The following is a 22571-nucleotide window of genomic DNA, read 5'->3' on the forward strand; positions in this document are numbered from 1 at the left end:
GGCCGGATGTCGGCAGATGCCGTTAGCCTGTGCGGCACGAATGCTCAGTCGGGATGGGGGACGTCGTTACGCATGGCAAGGGAATTCCAACGCGGCCACAAGGCCAAGGTCAGTGATCTCACGGCGGGCACCGATCTGTACGTAGGCGTCCAGATCGCCGGGCCCGGACTCACCTTCGACATCAGCTGTTTCGGCCTGGACGCCAATGAACAGCTCTCGGACGACCGCTACTTCGTCTTCTTCAACCAGCCGAAGTCACCGGAAGAGTCCATTCAGCTGCTCGGTGCGCAGTCCGGCGACACGGAATCCTTCCGGGTGACCCTGGACCGCGTCCCGGCGTCCATCCACAAGCTGTCCTTCACCGCCACCATCGACGGCGCCGGACAGATGTCGCAGATCGGGCCGGGCTACATCCGGATCGTGGCCGGCGGCGAAGAGGTGGTCCGCTACGCCTTCAACGGCTCGGAGTTCAGCACCGAGCGGGCCGTGATGCTCGGCGACTTCTACCTGAAGGACGTGTGGCGCTTCGCCGCGGTCGGCCAGGGCTTCGACGGCGGGCTCGACGCCCTCCTGAAGAACTTCGGCGGCGAGGTCGCCGAGGAGCAGCCGCAGCAGCAGGCCCCGGCGGCCGGCGCCCCCGGCTTCGCCCCGCCGCCGCAGGCGGCCGCCCCCGCCGCGGCCCCGACATTCGGCGCCCCGGCTGCGGCCCCGCAGGCCCCCGCCCCGGCCGCGGCCCCGTCCTTCGGCGCGCCCGCCCCGGCTGCCCCCCAGCCGCAGTACCAGCAGCCCGCGGCCCCCGCCCCGGTGCACGCCGCGCCCACCATGGCCGCGCCCATCGCCCCGCCGGCCCCCGCCCCGTACGGCCAGCCGCCGCAGCAACCCTCGTACGGCCAGGTCCCCGGCCAGTACCCGGGCCAGGTGCCGCCGCCCGCCCCCGCCCCCTACGGGCAGCAGCCGGGCTACGGCCAGGTCCCGGGCCAGGTTCCCGGCCAGCAGCCCGGCTACGCACCGCAGGCCGCCGCCCCCGCGGCCGGCCTCGCCGCCGCGCTCCAGCCGTACAAGGAGGCCCCGACCGGCGCCCGCTGGACCCCGCAGAACCAGCAGCTCATGCGCGTCGACCTCGCGATGGGCGGCCAGGCCGTCCTCGCCCGCCAGGGCAGCATGGTCCTGTACCAGGGCAAGGTCGACTTCAGCTACAAGGGCGCCGGGTTCGCCGGCCGCATCGTCGGCAACGCCACCGGCCAGGAGATGCAGCTGATGCGCTGCACCGGCCGCGGTCAGGTCTTCCTCGCCGAGAACGGCGCGCACCTGCACGCCATCGAGCTCCAGGGCGACGCCATCTGCGTCTCCGCGGAGAACGTCCTCGCCTTCGACGAGTCCCTCCAGCACGAGGTCCGCCGGATCGAGGGCCACGGCATCCCCGGCGGCGCCCTGTTCACCATGCAGTTCCAGGGCACCGGCACGGTCATCGTCAAGACGCACGGCGTCCCGGTCGTCCTGCCCGTCACCCCGACCACCTTCGCGGACAGCAACGCCATCGTGGCGTGGTCGGCCGCCTCGCAGGTGATCCTCTCCAGCCAGGTCCGGCTGCGGCGCAACGCCTACCCCGGCCACAGCGGGGAGACCGTGAACCTCCAGTTCCGCGGCGCTCCCGGCAACTTCATCGTCGTCCAGCCGTACGAGGTCTGAGGGAGCCCGACATGAACGCAATGAACCAGCAGCTCGCGGCCTTCGCCCCGACCCCGGTCACGACCCGCATGGAGAACCACGGGCGGTCGATGCTCAAGGTCGCCATGCAGAGCGGCCAGGACCTCTTCGCCCGCACCGGCTCGATGGTCGCCTACGAGGGCTTCGTGCAGTACGAGCCCAACCCGCCGGCCGTCCGCCAGATGGCCTCGCAGTGGGCCACCGGCGAAGGCGCACCCCTGATGAAGTGCACCGGCGACGGCCTCCTGTACCTCGCCGACTACGGCGCCGACGTCGTCGTCATCAACCTCAACAACGACTCGCTGTCGGTCAACGGCACCAACCTGCTCGCCTTCGACGCGCACCTCCAGTGGGGCGTCGAGCGGGTCAAGGGCCTGGCGAAGTTCGCAGGCCAGGGTCTGTTCAACGTCGAGATCGCGGGCACCGGCTGGGTCGCCCTGACCTCGCGCGGCACCCCGATCGTCGTCGACTGCGGCCGCGGTGAGGACGAGACGTACGTCGACCCCGACGCGCTCGTCGCCTGGTCGCCGAACCTGAAGGTCAAGGGCAAGCGCAGTTTCAAGGCCTCGTCCATGCTCGGCCGGGGCAGCGGAGAGGCCTACCAGATGGCCTTCTCCGGCCAGGGCATCGTCGTCGTACAGCCCAGCGAGGACAGCACCGACCGGCTCCGGGTCCGGGGCTGAGGGGGAGCGGACACATCATGCAGAGCGCACTTTTCGCCCACGCCGAGGCGCAGTCCCAGGACAGGTACACCGTCCAGAACCCGCAGCTGCTGCGGGTCTCGCTGACGGGCTCCGACGACGTACTCGCCCGCAAGGGCGCGATGGTCGCCTACCAGGGGCTCATCGACTTCGACGGCGAGTACCAGAGCCAGGGCCAGCGCAACGCCCGCCGCCGCACCGGCGAGGGCCTGGACCTCATGCGCTGCTCCGGGCAGGGCACGGTCTACCTCGCCAACCTGGCCCAGTACGTCCACGTCGTGGATGTCGACCAGGAGGGCCTCACGGTCGACAGCAGCTACGTCCTGGCCCTGGACTCCACCTTGCACACCGAGGTCATCGCGGTGGACAGCCAGTACGGAATCTCCGGCTCCGGCAAGTACCAGCTCAACATCTCCGGCCGCGGCAAGGTCGCCCTGATGACCTCCGGGCAGCCGCTGATGATGCACGTCACGCCCGACAAGTACGTCAACGTCGACGCGGACGCCATCGTCGCCTGGTCCACCTCCCTGCGGGTGCAGATGCAGGCCCAGACGCACTCCAGCGGCATCTGGCGGCGCCGCGGCAACACCGGCGAGGGCTGGGAGCTCAGCTTCCTCGGCACCGGCATCGCGCTGGTGCAGCCCAGCGAGGCGCTGCCGCCGCAGAACGCACAGATCGGACAGGGCGTCGCCGCCCAGTTCGGCATGGGCCAGCACGGCGCCCACGCCCAGAACCAGAACAACGCCTGGAACTGACCCGGGACGGTGAAAGGGGCGGCCCCGTACGGGACCGCCCCTCAACGTCGTGCCGGGCCGACGCGGCCCCGCGCGATCAGCGCGCGGCGAGCCGGGCCAGGGTCGCCTCCAGCAGCAGCACGACCGAGGTGTCGGCCACCGAGGCCACCTCCTCGTACGGGAACCAGCGCACGTCCAGGGACTCCTCACTGATCTCCGCCACCGCGCCGGCCGGGGCCAGCGCCGCGTACTGCACGTCCAGGTGCCAGTTGCAGGGCGCCGGGATGGCGTGCCGGTCCAGGCGCACCGGGCCGCCGGGCACCAGGGTCAGCCCGCGCTCGATGCCCGACTCCTCCCGGGCCTCGCGCAGGGCCACGTCCGCCATCGTCGTGTCACCGGGCTCGCAGTGGCCGCCCATCTGCAGCCACATGCCCAGCTTCTTGTGCAGGGTCAGCAGCACCCGTCGGCCCACCGGGTCGATCACGAGTGCGCTGCCGGTGACGTGCCCCGCCCCGCAGGGCTTGTAGACCCCGTCCGGGTGGGCGGCCAGGTGCTCCAGGTAGAGGTCGCGCAGCTCGGTCTGGTCCTCGTAGCCCTTCAGGACCAGGATCGCGTCTTCGTAGAGGCTCACTTGTTCTCTTCGCCCTCGCCGTCGTCCTGCCGGCCGCGCTTCTCGGCGGCTTCGCCGAGCATCTTGTCGATCTCGGAGAAGTCCAGCTGCTCGCGGTGCACGAAGCCGTCCGGGTCGTCCAGGTCGGAGGCCGTCGGCAGCATGTCCGGGTGCTCCCACAGCCCGTCGCGGCCGTCGACACCGCGCGCGTCGGTCAGCGAGGCCCACAGACGCGAGGCGTCGCGCAGCCGTCGCGGCCGCAGCTCCAGGCCGATCAGCGTCGCGAAGGTCTGCTCCGCCGGGCCGCCCGAGGCGCGCCGCCGGCGCATGGTCTCGCGCATCGCGTCCGCCGAGGTCAGCCGCGGCTTGGCGGCCTCGTGCACCACCGCGTCGACCCAGCCCTCGACCAGCGCGAGCGCCGTCTCCAGGCGGGCCAGGGCGGCCTTCTGCTCGGGGGTGTCCTGCGGCTGGAACATGCCGCCCTGCAGAACCTCCTGCAGCTGCTCCGGGTTGGACGGGTCCAGCTGGCCGACCACGTCCTCCAGCTTCGAGGTGTCCACCTTGATGCCGCGGGCGTAGCCCTCGACGGCTCCGAACAGGTGCGAGCGCAGCCACGGGACGTGCGCGAAGAGCCGGGCGTGGGCCGCCTCGCGCAGCGCCAAGTACAGCCGCACCTCGTCCGAGGGAACGCCCAGGTCCTTGCCGAAGCCCTCGATGTTCAGCGGGAGCAGCGCGGCCTTGCCCGCCGGGCCCAGGGGCAGCCCGATGTCGGTCGAGCCGACGACCTCGCCGGCGAGGACGCCGACGGCCTGCCCGATCTGCTGGCCGAACATGGCCCCGCCCATGGAGCGCATCATGCCCAGCAGCGGGCCCGCCATGGCCTGCATCTCCTCGGGCAGCACGCTGCCCATGGCCGCGCCGACGCGCTCGGCGACGGGGTCCACGAGCTCCTTCCACACCGGGAGGGTGGCCTCGACCCACTCGGCGCGGCTCCACGCCACGGCCGTGGTGGCACCGGAGGGCAGCGAGGTCACCCCGTCCAGCCAGTGGTCGGCCAGCCGTACGGCCTCCTCGACGGCCGACCTCTCGGCGATGCCGACGCTCGTGTCCTTCACGCCGTCCGCCGTGCCCTGCGCGACGGTCCGGCGGGCGATGTCCTTGGCCATGTCCCAGTTCACGGGACCGCCCTCGTAGCTGAGCATCTGGCCGAGCTGCTGGAAGGCCGCACCGAGGTCGTTCGGGTTCATCGAACCGAACATCGCGGCGAACGGATTGTCCGCGCCGCCGGCGCCGCCGGCGCCCGGCAGCCCCATGCCGGGGAACCCGAAGGGATTCGCGGGGCCGCCCTGTCCGCCCTGGTTGCCCTTCTTCTTGCCTTCGTCGCCGTTGTCCGGCTCCTCCGGCGGAAGGCCGAATCCGAATGGGGTGTCGCTCACGGGTTTCCTCGGCTCGTAGGGCCGCCGGCGGGAGCCGGCGGGCAATGGTCCCGACAACACCACCCAGCGTAGACACCGGAGCCCGCATCCGGGCTCGGTGCTCCGCCGACTCCTGGGCTGCGGCAGGATGGACATCACCTGGTGGGTGCGCGTCACGGCGCGTCCCTACTGAAGACAACCGCTGGAGACGCCCGGTGAGTTCCCCAGATCCGCACGTTTCGGATAAGCGCAGCCGCGCTACGCAGGACGACGACCGCCCCGAGCACGGCGACGGCGCCCCCGGCGTTCGCCAGCCGCGAAACCCGGAAGGCCCCCGCCGGCACAGCCCCGTGATCGCCGTGACCGGCGCCGCCTCGGGCGTCGGAGCGGCCCTCGTGAGCCGCCTCGCCGCCTCCGACGAGGTCAAGCAGGTCGTCGCCATCGACGAGCGGCGCGGTGACTGCGCGGCCGCCCAGTGGCACGTGCTCGACGTACGGGACCCGGCGATCGCCGAGAAGCTGCGGGGCGCAGACGTCGTCGTCCACCTCGCCCTGGACCTCGACCTGGAGACGGACCCGGCGGCCCGTACGGCGTACAACGTGCGCGGGACCCAGACCGTCCTCACGGCGGCCGCCGCAGCCGGCGTGCACCGTGTCGTGCTGTGCACCTCGGCGATGGTCTACGGAGCCCTGCCCGACAACGACATCCCGCTGTCGGAGGACTCCGAGCTGCGGGCCACCGCCGAGGCGACCGGGGTCGGCGACCTGCTGGAGATCGAGCGCCTCGGCCGCCGGGCCCCCCGGGCCCACCCCGGCCTCAACGTCACCGTGGTCCGCCCCGCGGTCCTGGTCGGCGGCACCGACACCGCCCTGACCCGCTACTTCGAGTCCCCGCGCCTGCTCGTGGTCGCGGGCTCCCGCCCCACCTGGCAGTTCTGCCACGTGGAGGACCTGGTCAGCGCCCTGGAGTACGCGGCCCTCGAGAAGGTCGAGGGCGAGCTGGCCGTGGGCTGCGAGGGGTGGCTGGAGCAGGAGGAGGTCGAGGAGCTGAGCGGCATCCGCCGCATGGAGCTGCCCTCGGCGGTCGCGCTGGGCGCCGCGGCCCGCCTGCACCGCATCGGCCTGACCCCGTCCCCGGCCGGCGACCTCGCGTACACGATGCACCCCTGGGTGGTCAGCGTCAGCGGCCTGCACGCCGCCGGCTGGCGGCCGCGCTGGACCAACGAGGAGGTTCTCGCCGAGCTCCTCCAGGAGGTCGCGGGCCGCCACACGGTCGCGGGCCGCAGGCTGGGCCGCAGGGACGCCGCCACGGCCGCCGGTGCGGCGGGCGCGACGGTGGCCCTGCTCGGCGCGGCCGCCGCGGTCCGCCTGGCCCGCAAGCGCCGCGGGATCTGATCCCGGGGCGCCGGATCCTGCACCGGATCCTGTAGGAGGCTCCCAAGGCCGGTGCCGCGGGCCGGGCGAATCAGCTATTTCGCCCCGTCAGCGCCTAGGGCACGATGGACGGTATGGCACCGCACTTCGACCACCCCGGTGAGCAGGCCGCCCAGGACCCCGTCCGGCTGCTCGAGATCCGTGACACCCCGCTCTCGATCGACGAGGTCTTCCGGGCCGTCGGCGACGACGCCACGGGCGGCACGACGCTCTTCGTCGGCACGGTGCGCAACCACGACGGCGGCGCGGACGTCGACTCGCTCGGCTACTCCTGCCACCCGACGGCGGAGGCCGAGATGCGCCGGATCGCCGAGCGCGTCGTGGCCAAGTACCCGGTCCGCGCCCTGGCCGCCGTGCACCGCGTGGGCGACCTCGCCGTCGGCGACCTGGCCGTGGTCGTCGCGGTCTCCTGCCCGCACCGCGGGGAGGCCTTCGAAGCCTGCCGGATGCTGATCGACGACCTCAAGCACGAGGTCCCGATCTGGAAGCACCAGACCTTCGCCGACGGCTCGGAGGAGTGGGTCGGCGCCTGCTGACGGCCTCGGCCCGACGGCCGACCCCGGTCGCGGAGCGTGATCGCCGGGCGGGTACCCTCACACCCGTTCGGCCGCGCAACACGCCCTCGATTTGCGTAACCCCCCCACGGGCACGAGCGTTGAAGCCACCAACGAAACGCACTTCGGGGTAGGGAGGCACGCCCATGGCATCTCTGGCGTGGTTGCTGATTCCGCTGTTCGCCGCGATCGGCGCGGCGATATGGGGCAGCTGGGCGGCACGCGACCGCACACAGGGCGACATATCCGAGCTCGCGGGATACGCACGGTTCCGTGAAGCCATGGGCAACGGCCAGGGCCACGGCAGTGCCGACCAGGTCAGGGCGAAGGCCGAGGCCGGTTCCGCCTCCGACACCGTCTGACGCCGCCGGACCCGGCGCGGAGTGTCCCGCCCCGCCCCATCCCCGGCCGCGCTCCTCGCGCGCCCGTGAGAATCCGCTGAGAGTTTCCCCCGCGGGCCCCGTACGGACCGGCCCCGAGGGCCGCTCGCCGGGGCCGTCCCGTACTGTCGGACCCATGCCACGCCGCACCGCGACGATGCTCGCCTCAACCCTGGTGCTGTTCGCGCTGCTCTGCGCAGGGGTGTTCATCAAGGTCCCGTACTCCGAGATGAGCCCCGGACCGACCGTGAACACGCTCGGGGACTCGCACGGCGAGCCGGTCCTCAACATCTCGGGGCGCAAGACGTACCCGACCAGCGGCCACCTCAACATGACGACGGTCCGCGTCACGGGCGCCGACTACGACATGAACCTGGTGGAGGCCGTCTACGGGTGGCTGGCCGGCGACAACATCGTCGTCCCGCACGAGAACCTCTACCCGAACGGCAAGACCGACGCGGAGTCCACACAGGAGAACGCCGAGGAGTTCAGCCAGTCGCAGCAGAGCGCGAAGGTCGCGGCGCTCAAGCAGCTCGGCATCCCGGTCACCGCCCGCGTGATCGTCGCCTCCGTGGTCAAGGACAGCCCCTCCGAGGGCCGGCTGCACGCCGGTGACGTCGTCAAGGCCGTGGACGGCGCGCCCGTCACCGCGCCCGAGGACGTGGCGAAGCTCGTCACCAAGCACAAGCCCGGCGAACCGGTCGAATTCACCGTCGTGCCCGCCGCCGACGCCGCCGCGGCGGCGAAGGCCGGCCGCGAGCCCACCGGCACTTCCAAGGTCACTGTCACCGCCGGCAAGGCGGAGGGCGACGGCCGTGCCATCGTCGGCATCCGGGCCGGCAGCGACCACACCTTCCCGTTCACGATCGACATCAAGCTCGCCGACGTCGGCGGCCCGAGCGCCGGGCTGATGTTCGCGCTGGGCATCGTCGACAAGCTGACCCCGGAGGACCTCACCGGCGGGAAGTTCGTCGCCGGCACCGGCACCATCGACGACGCCGGCAAGGTCGGTCCCATCGGCGGCATCCAGATGAAGACCATCGGCGCCCGCAAGGCCGGCGCGGAGTACTTCCTCACCCCCGCCGACAACTGCGCCTCCGCCGCCTCCAACGTGCCGGACGGGCTGACGCTGGTGAAGGTCTCCACCATCGAAGACGCCACCAAGTCGCTGGAGAAGATCCGCAAGGGGGACACGGCCGGGCTGCCGCAGTGCAGCGCCAAGCCCTGACCGGTCCGCCTCCCCGGATCCCGCTCTAGGCGAAGGTCGCGGCCAGGGCCTCGGCGAGACCCGGCACCAGACCCCCGCCGGTGAGGACCTCCGTCGAGGAGTCCTTCTCGCGCAGCCGTACGGCGGACTCCCGCGAGCCGTCGCGCAGCACGGCCACCGTGATCCGGACCTCCTGCCGCTCCGGGTGCCCGGCGACCCACTTCGACAGCTGCTTGTCGCTCAGGCCCTCCGGTACGGAGGCCTCCGCGGACGGCGGCAGCATGAGGCGTTCGACGGTCAGCGCACACCCGACGACGGCGTCGGGCCAGGCGATGGTGCCCAGGAACTTGTCGAGGGGCGTCCCGGCCGGGACGGTGTCCTGCTCGATCGGGGTGAGGGAGCTCTTGCCGGCGTCGTCCGTGTCGAGGCCGAGCGTGGAGGCCAGGCGCGGCTCCTGCTTCTTGAGCCGGGCGGTGTCGACCAGCGCGAAGAGCCGCGCGGGCTTGTCCCAGCCGAGGCCGGCCGCGTACTCGTCGATCTCGAGACAGGCGCGGGTCAGCGGGCTGGCCGCCATGGGGGTGCCGGGGGAAGGCGAAACGTTGGACATGGACAACATCCTGCCTCCTTTCCGCCCCATACCGGGAACTGACCGGAGCCTCAGTAAGTTGCATGAATGGGCTCTACGATCGGGGGTCCGTTTCAATACCAGTACTCAGCGACTTTCGAGGTGCGCACCTTGGCTTTCCAGATGCCGGACCGCGGCGGAGGCCCTTCCGGGCCACGGATGAGAGTCGGACGCCCCTCCCGGCGTGCTCGCACTCTTCTCATGACCCTGGGCGTGCTGGCCGTCCTGGGAATGCTCTTCATCATGTTCGCTGGCTTCTGGACGGACTGGCTCTGGTTCCGCTCCGTGAAGTACTCCACCGTCTTCACCACCACGCTGTGGACCAAGATCGGCCTCTTCGCCGTCTTCGGGCTGCTGATGGCGGGCGCGGTCGGGCTGAACATCTGGCTGGCGCACCGGCTGCGGCCGCCGCTCAGCGCGATGTCGGTGGAGCAGCAGAGCCTCGACCGGTACCGGATGAGCATCGCCCCGTACAAGAAGTGGCTGCTCCTGGGCATCTCGGTGCTCGTCGGCCTGATCGCCGGAGCCTCGGCGGCCGGTCAGTGGAAGACCTGGCTCATGTACGTGAACGGGGTGCCCTTCGGCACGAAGGACCCCCAGTTCCACATGGACGTGTCCTTCTACACCTTCGACCTGCCCTGGTACCGCTTCCTGCTGGGCTTCGGCTTCGCCGCCGTCGTCCTGTCGGTGATCGCCGCGACCGTCGTGCACTACCTCTACGGCGGACTGCGCGTCACGAGCCCGGGCGCCCGGGCCACCGCGGCCGCGACCGGGCACCTGTCGGTGCTGCTCGGCCTCTTCGTCACGCTCAAGGCGGTCGCGTACTGGCTCGACCGGTACGGGCTCGCCGTGAAGTCCAGTGACTTCAAGGCCGCCGACAACTGGACGGGCCTGCGGTACGTCGACGCGAACGCGTACCTGCCGGCGAAGACGATCCTCGTGGCCATCGCCGCGATCTGCGCCGTGCTGTTCTTCGCGACGCTGTGGCGCCGCACCTGGCAGCTGCCGGTCATCGGCTTCGGCCTGATGGTGCTCTCGGCGATCCTGATCGGCGGGCTCTACCCGGCGATCGTGCAGAAGTTCCAGGTCCAGCCGAACGAGCAGGCCAAGGAATCCCCGTACGTCCAGAAGAACATCAAGGCGACGCGCGACGCCTACGGGATCGCCGGGGCCGAGGTCAAGGACTACCCGGGCGTGCCGCAGACCGATGACCGCACCAAGCTGCGGTCGGCGGCCGACACCACGGCCAGCCTGCGTCTGCTCGACCCCAACATCGTCTCGCCCGCCTTCCAGCAGCTCCAGCAGGTCAAGGGCTACTACGCCTTCCCGTCCACGCTCGCCGTCGACCGGTACAGCGGCCAGGACACGGTCATCGGCCTGCGCGAGCTGAACATCGGCGGCATCCCGAAGAACAACTGGATCAACGACCACTTCAAGTACACGCACGGCTACGGCGTGGTCGCTGCCAAGGGCACCACGGTGAAGGACGGCGCGCCCGACTTCACGCAGTCCGACCTGCCCTCCAAGGGGATGTTCGGCACGGACTTCGAGCAGCGGATCTACTACGGCGAGCAGACGAAGCAGTACTCGATCGTCGGCGGGCCGCAGAAGGAGCTCGACTACTCCGACGACAAGGGCGAGAAGGAGACGAGCTACCAGGGCGACTCCGGCGTCAACCTCGACAACCCGGTCAACCGGGCCGCCTACGCGCTGACCTTCAGCGAGCCGCAGATCCTGTACTCGGGCGCCATCGGCGAGGGTTCGCGGATCCTCTACAACCGCACGCCCAAGCAGCGCGTCGAGGCCGTCGCCCCGTGGCTGACCATCGACGGCGCCCCCTACCCGGCCGTGATCGACGGCCGGATCAAGTGGATCGTCGATGCGTACACGACCACCAACGGCTACCCGTACGCCTCGCGCACCACGCTGGGCCAGAGCACCGCGGACTCGCTGACCAACAGCCAGCGCGCGGTGGTCGCCCAGGAGAACCAGGTCAACTACATCCGCAACTCGGTGAAGGCCACCGTCGACGCGTACGACGGCTCGGTCGACCTGTACCAGTGGGACACCCAGGACCCGGTCCTGAAGACCTGGATGAAGGCGTTCCCGGGCACGGTGAAGGCCAAGAGCGAGATCGACAAGCCGCTCATGGACCACCTCCGCTACCCGCAGGACCTCTTCAAGGTCCAGCGCGAGCTGCTGACCCGGTACCACGTCACCGACCCGCAGACCTTCCTCAGCGGCAGTGAGGCCTGGGCCGTCCCGGACGACCCGACGACCAAGGCCGGCACGGCGGTTCCGCCGTACTACCTGTCGATGAAGATGCCGGAGCAGAAGGAGAAGGACCAGGTCTTCTCCCTCACCACGACGTTCACGCCGAACGAGCGGCCCAACCTGAGCGCCTTCATGTCGGTCAACGCCGATCCGGGCACTCCGGACTACGGCAAGATCCGCATCCTGAAGATGCCCACCAGCAAGCCGCCGGAGGGGCCCGGTCAGGTGCAGAGCAAGTTCCAGTCCGAACCGAAGATCGCCGAGTCCATCCGCCTGCTGCGCGGTGGCGACTCGGAGATCGAGTACGGCAACCTGCTCGCGGTGCCGCTCGACGGCGGGATGCTCTACGTCGAGCCGGTCTACGTCCGCAGCTCCGGCCTCAAGTACCCGCTGCTGCGCAAGGTGCTGGTGACCTACGGCAACCAGACCGCCTTCGAGGACACCCTGGAGAAGGCGCTGAACGTGGTCTTCGGGGCCGAGGCCCCGACCACGCCGGTGCCGCCGGCGCAGCCGCCGGGCGAGGGCACCGTCACGCCCCCGACCAACCAGGACCCGACGGTCAAGGCGGCCCTCTCCGACGCCCAGAAGGCGATCGAGGAGGCCGAGAAGGCCAGGCAGGCCGGTGACTGGGCGGCCTTCGGCAAGGCCCAGGACGACATCAAGGCCGCACTGAAGCGGGCGATCGAGGCGGAGGCGAAGGCCACGCCCCCTCCGTCGGGCGGCTGATGATCAATGGGTGAGGGCTCCGTCCCGCGTCGTGATACTGTGGTTTCACCGACGCGGGGTGGAGCAGCTCGGTAGCTCGCTGGGCTCATAACCCAGAGGTCGCAGGTTCAAATCCTGTCCCCGCTACTGAAGACGAAGGCCCGGATCCATGGGATCCGGGCCTTCGTCATGTCCGGACGGGACACGCGGTAGCTGAGGTGGGTGAGTTGGGGCAGGAGCGTGTTTGACTTACCCCACTGTGGGCATGTCGACAAAACGCTGTAGTGACCTCACTGACTGCGACATACCAGGTGTACGCGGGTAGCAGGTGATGCGACGATGGGATTTATGGGGGACAGGTCAACTCTGCTGGAGACAGGGCGGTTTGTGAGGGCGCAGGCCGAAGCGGGCACAGGAGCCAACGAGTCGGCACCCGTTGCCGACACGCAGACCGCGCTGACCGATGCGGATTTCGCACAGGAGATGTTCGCCGAGACCGACGCGGCGAGCGACGCCGAGCTGGAGGCCCGGCACCGGGTGGCCGCCGACAAGGGCGACCCCGGTGCCATGAGCGTGCTCGGCGCGCTGCTGCTGCGCCGCGGAGACCTGGACGGCGCCGAGCCGTACCTGCGAGGGGCCACCGCCGAGGGGGACCGCGCCGCCGCCAACAACCTGGGCGTCCTGCTGCTCCAGCGTGGCTACCCGGAGGAAGCCGCCGGCTGGTGGCGGGTCGCCGCCGTGGCCGGGTCCGCGCCCGCCGCGCACGCCCTGGGCCGCCACTTCCGCGAGCGCGGGGACGAGCCGGCCGCCGAGTACTGGCTGCGCCAGGCGGCGGAATCCGGTCACGCGCTGGGCGCGTACGGGCTGGCCGACCTGCTGGAGCACCGCGGGGACAAGGGCGTGGAGCGGTGGTTCCGCGCTGCCGCCGAACAGGGGCACCGAGAGGCCGCCTACCGCCTCGCGAGGCACCTGCGCAAGGGCGACCCCGCCGAGGCCGAGCAGTGGTACCGCCAGGCGGCCGCCCGCGGGCACCGGCGGGCGGCGCTGCACCTGGGCGCCCTGCTGGAGGCGCGCGGTGAGCTCAAGGAGGCCGGGCGCTGGTACCTGACCTCCGCCAAGCAGGGCGAGGCGCGGGCCGCGTGCGCGCTCGGCTTCCTGCTGCGCGACGCCGGCGACGAGGAGAGCGCGGCCGCGTGGTGGCACCGGGCGGCGAAGGACGGCGACGGCAACGCCGCGAACGCCCTGGGCGCACTGCACGCCGCGCGGGGGGAGACCCAGACCGCGGAGCGCTGGTACCGGACCGCCATGGACGCCGGAGATCAAAACGGGGCGTACAACCTTGCTTTGCTGTGCGCCGCACAGGACCGCACCGCGCAGGCGGAGCAGTGGTACCGGCGCGCCGCCTACGCCGGCCACCGCGAGGCGGCCAACGCGCTGGCCATCATGCTGCTCCAGGTCGGCGACGCTGCGGGCGCCGAACCGTGGTTCTCGAAGGCTGCCGAGGCGGGCAGTGTCGACGCCGCCTTCAACCTCGGCATCCTCTTCGCCAGTCGCGACGAGGACCGTACGGCGCTGAAGTGGTACGAGCGGGCCGCCTCGGCCGGCCACACCGATGCCGCCCTCCAGGTCGGCATCGCGCTGGTGCGGGACGGTGAGGAGCGGGCCGCCGAGCGGCATCTGCGGTGCGCGGCGGGCGGCGGCAGCGCGGAGGCGGCGTTCCGCCTGGCCGCGCTGTTGGAGTCGCTGGCTCCGCCGCCCGAGCCGCCGGCGCTGGGCGAGCCGGTCGGCAGCGCCCCGCGCACCGAGAGCGAGGAGTGGTACGAGCGGGCCGCCGAGCTGGGGCACCGCCGGGCCCAGGTGCGCGTCGGCATGCTGGCGGCCGCGCGCGGCGACATGGAGGCGGCCGCCCGCTGGTACCGGGAGGCGGCCGAGGCCGGGTCCCGCAACGGCGCGTTCAACCTGGGGCTGCTCCTGGCCCGCGAGGGGAGCGAGCCGGAGGCCGCCCTGTGGTGGACGCGCGCGGCGGTGGCCGGCCACGGTCGCGCCGCCCTGCGGCTGGGTCTGCTGGCTGCCCGCCACGGCGACCTCGCGGAGGGCCAGAAGTGGTGCGCCCGGGCCATGGAACTGGGGCCCGCGGAGGTCTCGGAGCGTGCGGCCCGGCTGCGGGAGGCCCTGGCGGAGGAACTCTCTGCGTGACCCGGCGGCCGATCCCCGGCCCTGTGCCGGCCCCCGGTTAACCGATTTGCATCTGCCGGGGGCCTTCACGTAACGTTGGGTTCACCGACGCGGGGTGGAGCAGCTCGGTAGCTCGCTGGGCTCATAACCCAGAGGTCGCAGGTTCAAATCCTGTCCCCGCTACTGAAGACTCAGGGCCCGGATCCATTGGATCCGGGCCCTGAGTCGTTTCCACGGGTGAAGTTCCCGGGAGGTGTGAAGGCCCGGACCCCACAGGGGTCCGGGCCTTCACGCGTCGGGGGTCCGTCGTCCGGGATCAGGCGCCGGCGCAGTTCGGGCAGACGCCGCGGTAGGTGACCTCGACCGCCGAGACGACGAAGCCGAAGCGCTCCGAGTCCGGCAGGTCGGACAGCGGGTTGCCCGCGGGGTGGACGTCGCGGATGGCGCCGCACCGGGCGCAGACCAGGTGCTGGTGCGGCCGGTGGGCGTTCGGGTCGTACCGCTTGGCGCGCCGGTCCGTGGCGACTTCCAGGACCTCGCCCAGGGAGACGAGTTCGCCCAGCGTGTTGTAGACGGTCGCGCGGGAGATCTCGGGCAGCTTGGCCACGGCGCGTGCGTGCACCTCGTCGGCCGTCAGGTGCACGTGGTCACCGTCGAGCACCTCGGCTACGACGCGCCGCTGTGCCGTCATGCGCCAGCCGCGTCCGCGAAGTCGTTCCAGCAGGTCACTCATAGACATCAGCCTAACAGTGAGGGGATTCGGTGTAACTCCCGAACCAGTGCGAACTTGGATGCTTGCTTGACTTAGACAAAGTCCATCGTAGGATCGAGTACGGCGAACGCCAAGGACAGGCACGCAGCAACGACGCAGGAGGCGCACGTGACGCAGGGACCGCTCACCACAGAGGCCGGAGCGCCGGTGGCCGACAACCAGAACAGCGAGACGGCCGGCCTCGGCGGCCCCGTCCTGGTCCAGGACCAGCTCCTGCTGGAGAAGCTCGCGCACTTCAACCGGGAGCGGATCCCGGAGCGCGTGGTGCACGCCCGCGGCGCCGGCGCGTACGGCACCTTCACGCTGACCCGCGACGTCTCGCAGTGGACGCGCGCCAAGTTCCTGTCCGAGGTCGGCAAGCAGACCGAGACCTTCCTGCGCTTCTCCACCGTGGCGGGCAACCTGGGCAGCGCCGACGCCGTGCGCGACCCCCGCGGCTGGGCGCTGAAGTTCTACACCGAGGAGGGCAACTACGACCTCGTCGGCAACAACACCCCGGTGTTCTTCATCAAGGACGCCATCAAGTTCCCCGACTTCATCCACACCCAGAAGCGCGACCCGTACACGGGCTCGCAGGAGGCGGACAACGTCTGGGACTTCTGGGGCCTGTCGCCCGAGTCCACCCACCAGGTGACCTGGCTGTTCGGTGACCGCGGCATCCCGGCGTCCTACCGCCACATGAACGGCTACGGCTCGCACACGTTCCAGTGGAACAACGAGGCCGGCGAGGTCTTCTGGGTCAAGTACCACTTCAAGACCGACCAGGGCATCAAGAACCTCACCCAGGCCGAGGCCAACCGGCTGGCCGGCGAGGACCCGGACTCCCACCAGCGCGACCTGCGCGAGGCCATCGAGCGCGGCGACTTCCCGACCTGGACCGTGCAGGTCCAGATCATGCCGGCGGCCGACGCCGCGACCTACCGCTTCAACCCGTTCGACCTCACCAAGGTGTGGCCGCACGCGGACTACCCGCCGATCGAGATCGGCAAGCTGGAGCTCAACCGCAACCCGGAGAACGTCTTCGCCGAGGTCGAGCAGTCCATCTTCAGCCCGGCGCACTTCGTTCCCGGCATCGGTCCGTCCCCGGACAAGATGCTCCAGGGCCGTCTCTTCGGCTACGGCGACGCACACCGCTACCGCGTCGGCATCAACGCCGACCACCTGCCGGTGAACCGTCCGCACGCCACCGAGGCGCGCACCAACTCCCGGGACGGCCACCTGTACGACGGCCGCCACAAGGGGGCGAAGAACTACGAGCCGAACAGCTTCGGCGGCCCGCACGAGACCGGCCGCCCGCTGTGGCAGCCGGTCGCGGTCACCGGCGGCACGGGCAACCACGCCGCACCCGTGCACAGCGAGGACAACGACTTCGTCCAGGCGGGCAACCTCTACCGCCTGTACTCGGAGGACGAGAAGACCCGTCTGATCGAGAACCTCTCCGGCTTCATCGCCAAGGTTTCCCGCGACGACATCATCGAGCGGGCGATCGACAACTTCCGCCAGGCGGACGGCGACTTCGGCAAGCGCCTCGAAGCCGCGGTCCAGGCCCTCCGCGCCTGATCGGGACCGCTTGCCGTAGCAGGACGCCGGGCCGCAGACCTCTTCGGAGGTCTGCGGCCCGGCGTGGTTTCACGCGGAGACCGCGCGCCGCGCCGGGACCCAGCAGCGGATGACGTCGCGCACGGACACGATGCCCACCGGTCCGCCGTGCTCCAGCACGATCAAGTGCCGGAAACCGCCGTGGGCCATCGCCTCGGCGGCTTCCTGCAACGTGGCGTCGGGGGTGCAGAAGACGACATTGTTGGTGGTGTGCGCACCCACCGACTCGCGGTCGGGATCGTGGCCCGCGCCGATCGAGTTGAGGATGTCGCGCTCGGTCAGGATGCCTATTCCGCTGTGGTCGGGGTCGAGGACGACGGCCGCGCCGACGCGCCGGCCGGACATCAGGCAGGCCGCCTGCCGGAGGGTGTGTGCGGGTCCGAGGGTGAGGATCACGGTGCTCATTGCGTCACGGACGAGCATGAAGAGAGCCACCTCCTGGGTGATTCCCCCTGCTTTCGGTGGGTGCACAACGCGAAGCCGCCTCCAGTGAAACGTTTCACAAAGGCACAAGCGGGGGGATTCCCAGATTCCCACGGACCGGGAGGGCCAGCAAGGAGGCGTGCGAAAGGAGCGCGCCCGGCGCGGGGGCGCGTCAGGCGCGCGGGCGGAGCAGGCCGAGCATCTCGTCGTGGAGCAGTCCGTTCGACGCCGCCGCGTTGCCGCCGTGCACGCCGTCGACCCCGTCCAGGTCGGTGAAGCGGCCGCCCGCCTCCTGGACCACGACCGCGATGGCCGCCATGTCCCACAGGTTCAGTTCCGGCTCCGCGCACAGGTCCAGGGACCCCTCCGCGACCATCATGTACGGCCAGAAGTCCCCGTATCCGCGGGTGCGCCAGCACGCCCGCGCGAGGTCCAGGAAGCCGTGCAGCCGCCCCTGCTCCTCCCAGCCGCTCAGCGAGGAGTACGCGAACGAGGCGTCGCCCAGCTCGCCCACCCGGGACACGCCGATCCGGGTGGGCTCGCCCAGCGCGCCCCCCGAGTACGCGCCGGAGCCCTGCGCCGCCCACCAGCGCCGACCCAGCGCCGGCGCCGACACCACGCCGACCACGGGGCGGAACACGCCGTCCCCGCCCTCCGCCATCAGGGAGATCAGGGTCGCCCACACGGGGACCCCGCGGACGTAGTTCTTCGTGCCGTCGATCGGGTCCACGACCCAGCGGCGCGGGCCGCTGCCCTCGAGCCCGTACTCCTCGCCCAGGATGGCGTCGTCGGGCCGGGCCGCCGCGATGCCGGCCCGGACGACCTCCTCGGCGGCCTTGTCCGCCTCGCTCACCGGGGTCATGTCCGGCTTCGTCTCGACCTGCAGGTCGAGGGCGCGGAACCGCTCCATCGTGGCGACGTCCGCCGCGTCGGCGAGTTCGAGGGCAAGGCGCAGGTCATCGTCATACTCGGGCATGCCCGAACAGTAGCGAGACTCCCGGACACCGGCCAACGAGGTCCACAGTGCGGCCGCGCGCGTCCGGCCGGACGCGCCCCTTGACAGTCGGTGCGCCCTTGACAGGGTCTGGCGGCCCGTCAACTCTGGCCGGAGAACCGAGGCGGGGAGGCGCGGATGCCAGCAGCCCGGGAGTCCTTGTTGGACGCGGCGGCAGCGGCGCTCTCGGCGCGCCCCTGGCCGGACGTCCGGATGGTCGACGTGGCCGCCGCGGCCGGGGTGTCGCGGCAGACGCTCTACAACGAGTTCGGCGGCAAGGCCGGCCTGGGCCGCGCCCTGGTACGCCGAGCGGCCGACCGGTACCTGGAAGGGGTGGACCGGGTCCTGGCCACCCCGGTCCGGGCCCCCGAGCGGCTCGCCGCGGTCGCGGAGTGGACCGTACGGGCTGCCCGCGCGCACCCGCTCGTGCGGGCCCTGCTCACCGGCAGCTGGGGGCCGGGCCTGCCCGCGGCGGGCGGGCGCGACCCGGGGCCCGGAGAACTCGCCCGGACGGTGCGCGACCGGGCGGCCGCCGCGCTCACGCCGGGGGAGGGCCCGCAGCGGTGCGAGTTGGCGGTGCGGCTCGCCCTCTCCTACGTGATCGCGCCGGGGGAGGAGCCGGGGCCGGGGGAGCTGATCGGGCTGCTCAGTGCGCCGATCCGGACAGCTGGAGCCCGATGACCCCCAGGATGACCAGCGTGATCGAGACGAGTTTGAGGGTGGAGACCAGGTCCCCGAGAAAGACCATGCCGTAGATCGCGGTACCGGCGGCGCCGATGCCCGTCCAGACCGCGTACGCCGGACCCACATCCAGCTTCTTCAGGGCCAGGGTCAGCAGGCCGAAGCTGCCGAGCGCGAAGCAGGCGAAGGCGATGGTGGGCCAGAGCCGGGTGAATCCGTGGGAGAGCTTGAGGCACACCGCGAAACCGGTCTCCAGGAGTCCCGCGACGACGACCAGCAGCCACGCCATGGCGAATGCCTCCCCGCGTCATGTGACATCGCGTCACTTGCTGCGATTATGCACTTATCCAGACAGGTCCTCCGACAAACACGGCATACCCGCCGGGTCGGTCAGTCGCCCTCGCGGCGCTCACGCGTCGCCAGCAGTCGCCGCAGCGAATAGAGCCGCGCCGGATCCGCGTGGCCGTCCTCCACCCACTTGTCGAGCGCACAGTCCTGCTCGTCGTGGCTGCACGCGCGCGGGCACTCCTCCGTACCGGGCACCAGGTCCGGGAAGGCCAGGATCACCCGGGACGGGTCCACGTGGTGCAGGCCGAAGGAACGCACGCCCGGGGTGTCGATGACCCACCCGTCACCCGAGGGCAGCGGCAGCGCCAGCGCCGAGGTGGTCGTGTGCCGGCCGCGGCCGGTGACCGCGTTCACGTGCCCGGTGGCGCGCTGGCGGCCCTCGGCGACCAGCGCGTTCACCAGGGTGGTCTTCCCCACGCCGGAATGGCCGACGAACGCGGTGATCCGGCCGGTCAGATGCTCGCGGACCCGTTCGGCCGCGCCGCCCGCGGCCAGCTCCTCGCGGTTGGTGACCACGTAGTTCAGGCCGAACGTCGAGTAGATCTCCAGGATCTTGTCCGCGGAGGTCAGGTCGGACTTGGTCAGCACCAGCAGCGGCTCCAGGCCGGCGTCGTACGCCGCCACCAGGCAGCGGTCGATCATCCGGGGCCGCGGCTCCGGATCTGCCAGGGCGGTGACGATCGCCAGCTGGTCGGCATTGGCGACCACCACCCGCTCGTACGGGTCGTCGTCGTCCGCGGTGCGCCGCAGGACGGACTTGCGCTCCTCGATCCGCACGATCCGGGCCAACGTGTCCTTCTTGCCGGACAGGTCGCCGACGATCCAGACCAGGTCGCCGACGACCGCCGCCTTGCGCCCGAGCTCCCGGGACTTCATCGCGGTGATCGTGCGGCCGTCGACCAGGCAGGTCAGCCGGCCCCGGTCGACGGTCAGGACGAAGCCCTCGGAGGCATCCTCGTGCTTGGGCCGGATGTTCGTCCGTGGCCGGTTGCCCTTGGGGTTGGGGCGCTGGCGGATGTCGTCCTCGTCGGTGTGCTTGCCGTACCTGCGCATGACGTGCCCTACGCTCCCGCACCCGCTTCGGGTCCCGCGTCCCCGGCCAGCATGTCCGTCCACATCCTGGGGAAGTCCGGCAGGGTCTTCGCGGTCGTGGCCACGTTCTCGATCTGCACGCCCTCCACGGCCAGGCCGATCACCGCGCCCGCGGTGGCCATCCGGTGGTCCTCGTACGTGTGGAACACCCCGCCGTGCATCCGGCGCGGCCGGATGCGCAGGCCGTCCTCGGTCTCGGTGACGTCGCCGCCGAGCGCGTTGATCTCCTCGGTCAGCGCGGCCAGCCGGTCCGTCTCGTGCAGCCGCAGGTGGGCGACCCCGCGCAGCACCGACTCCGAATCGGCCAGGGACGCCACGGCCGCGATGCCCGGGGTGAGCTCGCCGACCTCGCTCAGGTCCACGTCGATACCGTGGATCTTGCCGGTGCCGGTGAACACCAGTCCCGCGTCCGTCAGTTCGCAGGACCCGCCCATCTCCGTGAAGATCCGGCGCAGGGCGTCACCGGGCTGCGTGGTGCGGCGCGGCCAGTCGGGAACGGTCACCGTGCCGCCCGTGATCAGGGCCGCGGCCAGGAAGGGCTGGGCGTTCGACAGGTCCGGCTCCACGACCATGTCGCGGCCCAGCAGGGCGCCGGGGGAGACCCGCCACACGTTCTTCTCGCCGCCGGCCTCGGGGGTGTCCACCTGGGCGCCCGCCGCACGCAGCATCTCCACGGTCATCCGGATGTGCGGCATCGACGGCAGGTTGCCGCCCACGTGCCGGACCTCGACGCCCTGGTTGAACCGCGGGGCGGACAGCAGCAGGGCGGAGACGAACTGCGAGGAGTTGCTGGCGTCGATCTCGACCGTGCCGCCCTCCAGGGCCCCGCCGCCCTGGACGGTCATGGGCAGCGCGCCCCGGCCGTCGTCGTCGATACGGGCGCCGAGGGTGCGCAGGGCGGTGATGACCTGGCCGAGCGGGCGCTCGTAGGAGCGCGGGTCGCCGTCGAAGCGGATGTCGCCGTCGGCGAGGGTGGCGACGGGCGGCAGGAAGCGCATGACTGTTCCGGCGTTGCCGACGTCCACCGTCGTCGGGCCGTGCAGCGCCGCGGGGATGACCCGCCAGGCCTCGCCGCTCGCGCCGGCGCCGGCGGAGCTGGAGGAGACGGTCTCCTCGATGCCCACGCCCATCGCGCGCAGCGCGTCCGACATCAGCTGGGAGTCGCGCGAGCGCAGCGGGCGGCGCACCCAGCCCGGCTCGGAGGCGAGGGCGGCCAGGACCAGGGCGCGGTTGGTGACCGATTTGGACCCCGGCACCGTGACGGTGGCGTGGACGGTCCCATCGGCGAGCGGAGCGGGCCAGAGGGCAGGGGCGGGGGTCTCGGTCATGGCCCCCACTTTAGTGGCTTCCTCCGGGCCCGGATCTTGATCGCCTCCCGGTCTCAGAGGGTGGTCACAGGCCGAGCAGCCAGCGGCCGCCGCCGACCAGCGAGCACAGCGCGACGACGTGGAAGAAGAGCAGCCACACCACCGGGTGCAAGTGGGTGAGACGGCCCAGCTGGTCGGCGTCGGAATCCGGCGCCGCACCGCCCCGCCGCTTGGCGCCCAGCTCGAAGACCGGCCGGACCCCGCCCAGCAGCAGGAACCACACGACGAGGTAGGCGAAGCCCGCCTGCACGTCGGCCGGGGTCAGCCAGGACACCAGCAGGAAGGTTCCGCCGGTCAGCACCACCGTCAGCGCCCCGTACGCGTTGCGGATCATCACGAGCATGGCCACCAGCAGGGCCGTGGCCGCCCACAGGAGCAGCGTGATGCGGTGCGCCGACAGCAGGGCCGCCCCGCCGAGGCCGAGCAGCGAGGGTGCGGTGTAGCCGCCGGCCGCGGTCAGGATCATCCCCAGCCCCGTCGGCCTGCCCCGGCTGACGGTGACCCCGCTGGTGTCGGAGTGCAGGCGTATCCCGCTCAGTCGGCGCCCGGTGAGCAGTGCCAGCAGGCCGTGCCCGCCCTCGTGCGCGATGGTGATGGCGTTGCGCGACAGCCGCCACAGCGGGCGGGGCCCCACGGCGGCCAGGGCGACCACGCCGGTCGCGATCACCAGCCACTGCTCCGGTGCGGTCTGTATGCCCGTGAGCCGGTCCCACAGGCCGGCCGTCGTGCTGCTGTCCATAGGGTGGCGGACTCCTTGCGGTGGTGTGCGGTGGAC

21 protein-coding genes and 2 tRNA genes are annotated in these 22571 nt (G+C 71.5%); 13 read left to right on the forward strand and 10 right to left on the reverse strand.

Translation table 11 applies throughout. From position 1 onward, the window contains the following. Positions 1 to 72 precede the first annotated feature (72 nt). From ACZ6JS_RS01140 to ACZ6JS_RS01150, 3 genes are read left to right on the forward strand one after another with little or no spacing between them, the layout of a single operon-like run. Complete coding sequence (locus ACZ6JS_RS01140) at positions 73 to 1689, forward strand: TerD family protein (RefSeq protein WP_469294978.1); 1617 nt, start codon at positions 73 to 75, stop codon at positions 1687 to 1689. 20 nt (positions 1690 to 1709) lie between these two features. Then, positions 1710 to 2390 (forward strand): AIM24 family protein, encoded by a 681-nt coding sequence (locus ACZ6JS_RS01145; protein WP_469295522.1) that lies wholly within the window; start codon positions 1710 to 1712, stop codon positions 2388 to 2390. Positions 2391 to 2407: 17 nt separating this feature from the next. Continuing rightward, complete coding sequence (locus tag ACZ6JS_RS01150; protein WP_469294979.1) at positions 2408 to 3163, forward strand: AIM24 family protein; 756 nt, start codon at positions 2408 to 2410, stop codon at positions 3161 to 3163. 76 nt (positions 3164 to 3239) lie between these two features. Here the strand turns inward: ACZ6JS_RS01150 and ACZ6JS_RS01155 are convergent, their stop codons facing one another. Further along, positions 3240 to 3773 carry an NUDIX hydrolase gene (locus ACZ6JS_RS01155; protein ID WP_469294980.1) on the reverse strand — a complete coding sequence of 178 codons (534 nt, stop codon included), beginning with the start codon at positions 3771 to 3773 and terminating at the stop codon, positions 3240 to 3242. Then, positions 3770 to 5188, reverse strand: a complete 1419-nt coding sequence (locus tag ACZ6JS_RS01160; protein WP_469294981.1) for a zinc-dependent metalloprotease — start codon at positions 5186 to 5188, stop codon at positions 3770 to 3772. Before ACZ6JS_RS01160 ends, ACZ6JS_RS01155 begins: the two co-directional genes overlap by 4 nt. Before the next feature lie 194 nt (positions 5189 to 5382). Between ACZ6JS_RS01160 and ACZ6JS_RS01165 the strand changes: the two genes are divergently transcribed. The 4 genes from ACZ6JS_RS01165 to ACZ6JS_RS01180 all read left to right on the forward strand — a co-directional run bounded on the left by ACZ6JS_RS01165 (position 5383) and on the right by ACZ6JS_RS01180 (position 8762). After that, positions 5383 to 6561: an SDR family oxidoreductase gene (locus tag ACZ6JS_RS01165; RefSeq protein ID WP_469294982.1), complete on the forward strand. Its 1179-nt coding sequence runs from the start codon at positions 5383 to 5385 to the stop codon at positions 6559 to 6561. A 113-nt stretch (positions 6562 to 6674) separates the two neighbouring features. After that, complete coding sequence (locus ACZ6JS_RS01170; RefSeq protein WP_030658779.1) at positions 6675 to 7136, forward strand: molybdenum cofactor biosynthesis protein MoaE; 462 nt, start codon at positions 6675 to 6677, stop codon at positions 7134 to 7136. Between the two features lie 164 nt (positions 7137 to 7300). After that, a complete protein-coding gene (locus tag ACZ6JS_RS01175) occupies positions 7301 to 7516 on the forward strand; it encodes a hypothetical protein (protein ID WP_469294983.1) in 216 nt (71 codons plus the stop codon). Positions 7517 to 7670: 154 nt separating this feature from the next. Beyond that, the gene (locus ACZ6JS_RS01180) at positions 7671 to 8762 is read left to right on the forward strand and encodes a YlbL family protein (protein ID WP_469294984.1); all 1092 of its coding nucleotides are present in this window, start codon (positions 7671 to 7673) and stop codon (positions 8760 to 8762) included. Positions 8763 to 8787: 25 nt separating this feature from the next. On the opposite strand, the gene ACZ6JS_RS01185 is transcribed toward ACZ6JS_RS01180, so the two are convergent. Further along, a complete protein-coding gene (locus tag ACZ6JS_RS01185) occupies positions 8788 to 9357 on the reverse strand; it encodes a PPA1309 family protein (RefSeq protein ID WP_469294985.1) in 570 nt (189 codons plus the stop codon). Between the two features lie 57 nt (positions 9358 to 9414). On the opposite strand from ACZ6JS_RS01185, the gene ACZ6JS_RS01190 reads away from it, so the two are divergent. The 4 genes from ACZ6JS_RS01190 to ACZ6JS_RS01205 all read left to right on the forward strand — a co-directional run bounded on the left by ACZ6JS_RS01190 (position 9415) and on the right by ACZ6JS_RS01205 (position 14703). Beyond that, on the forward strand, positions 9415 to 12366 hold the full coding sequence (locus ACZ6JS_RS01190; RefSeq protein ID WP_469294987.1) for a UPF0182 family membrane protein: 2952 nt from the start codon (positions 9415 to 9417) through the stop codon (positions 12364 to 12366). Between the two features lie 52 nt (positions 12367 to 12418). Next, positions 12419 to 12492: transfer RNA gene (locus ACZ6JS_RS01195), tRNA-Met, on the forward strand. Between the two features lie 192 nt (positions 12493 to 12684). Continuing rightward, positions 12685 to 14541, forward strand: coding sequence for a tetratricopeptide repeat protein (locus tag ACZ6JS_RS01200; RefSeq protein WP_469294988.1), 1857 nt, complete (start codon positions 12685 to 12687; stop codon positions 14539 to 14541). A gap of 88 nt (positions 14542 to 14629) precedes the next feature. Next, positions 14630 to 14703, forward strand: a tRNA-Met gene (locus tag ACZ6JS_RS01205). Positions 14704 to 14836: 133 nt separating this feature from the next. On the opposite strand, the gene ACZ6JS_RS01210 is transcribed toward ACZ6JS_RS01205, so the two are convergent. After that, entirely contained in the window at positions 14837 to 15253 is a 417-nt protein-coding gene (locus tag ACZ6JS_RS01210; RefSeq protein WP_469294990.1) for a Fur family transcriptional regulator, read from the reverse strand. 147 nt (positions 15254 to 15400) lie between these two features. Here ACZ6JS_RS01210 and ACZ6JS_RS01215 point away from each other — a divergent pair, with 147 nt between their 5' ends. Further along, positions 15401 to 16852, forward strand: coding sequence for a catalase (locus ACZ6JS_RS01215; RefSeq protein ID WP_469294991.1), 1452 nt, complete (start codon positions 15401 to 15403; stop codon positions 16850 to 16852). A 69-nt stretch (positions 16853 to 16921) separates the two neighbouring features. Here the strand turns inward: ACZ6JS_RS01215 and ACZ6JS_RS01220 are convergent, their stop codons facing one another. Beyond that, complete coding sequence (locus tag ACZ6JS_RS01220) at positions 16922 to 17314, reverse strand: CBS domain-containing protein (protein ID WP_031151587.1); 393 nt, start codon at positions 17312 to 17314, stop codon at positions 16922 to 16924. 172 nt (positions 17315 to 17486) lie between these two features. Next, entirely contained in the window at positions 17487 to 18290 is an 804-nt protein-coding gene (hisN, locus tag ACZ6JS_RS01225) for a histidinol-phosphatase (RefSeq protein ID WP_469294992.1), read from the reverse strand. Positions 18291 to 18446: 156 nt separating this feature from the next. Here hisN and ACZ6JS_RS01230 point away from each other — a divergent pair, with 156 nt between their 5' ends. After that, complete coding sequence (locus tag ACZ6JS_RS01230; protein WP_469294993.1) at positions 18447 to 18989, forward strand: TetR/AcrR family transcriptional regulator; 543 nt, start codon at positions 18447 to 18449, stop codon at positions 18987 to 18989. On the opposite strand, the gene ACZ6JS_RS01235 is transcribed toward ACZ6JS_RS01230, so the two are convergent. From ACZ6JS_RS01235 to ACZ6JS_RS01250, 4 genes are all read right to left on the reverse strand, one after another. Then, entirely contained in the window at positions 18955 to 19278 is a 324-nt protein-coding gene (locus ACZ6JS_RS01235) for a DMT family transporter (protein WP_366678933.1), read from the reverse strand. The genes ACZ6JS_RS01230 and ACZ6JS_RS01235 overlap by 35 nt on opposite strands. A gap of 101 nt (positions 19279 to 19379) precedes the next feature. Then, positions 19380 to 20390 (reverse strand): ribosome small subunit-dependent GTPase A, encoded by a 1011-nt coding sequence (gene rsgA, locus ACZ6JS_RS01240; protein WP_469294995.1) that lies wholly within the window; start codon positions 20388 to 20390, stop codon positions 19380 to 19382. Positions 20391 to 20398: 8 nt separating this feature from the next. Beyond that, the gene (gene aroA, locus ACZ6JS_RS01245) at positions 20399 to 21757 is read right to left on the reverse strand and encodes a 3-phosphoshikimate 1-carboxyvinyltransferase (RefSeq protein WP_469294996.1); all 1359 of its coding nucleotides are present in this window, start codon (positions 21755 to 21757) and stop codon (positions 20399 to 20401) included. A 64-nt stretch (positions 21758 to 21821) separates the two neighbouring features. Then, positions 21822 to 22535 (reverse strand): M50 family metallopeptidase, encoded by a 714-nt coding sequence (locus ACZ6JS_RS01250; protein WP_469294998.1) that lies wholly within the window; start codon positions 22533 to 22535, stop codon positions 21822 to 21824. Positions 22536 to 22571 lie beyond the last annotated feature (36 nt).

It is taken from the genome of Streptomyces sp. NPDC046349 (genome assembly GCF_055587885.1).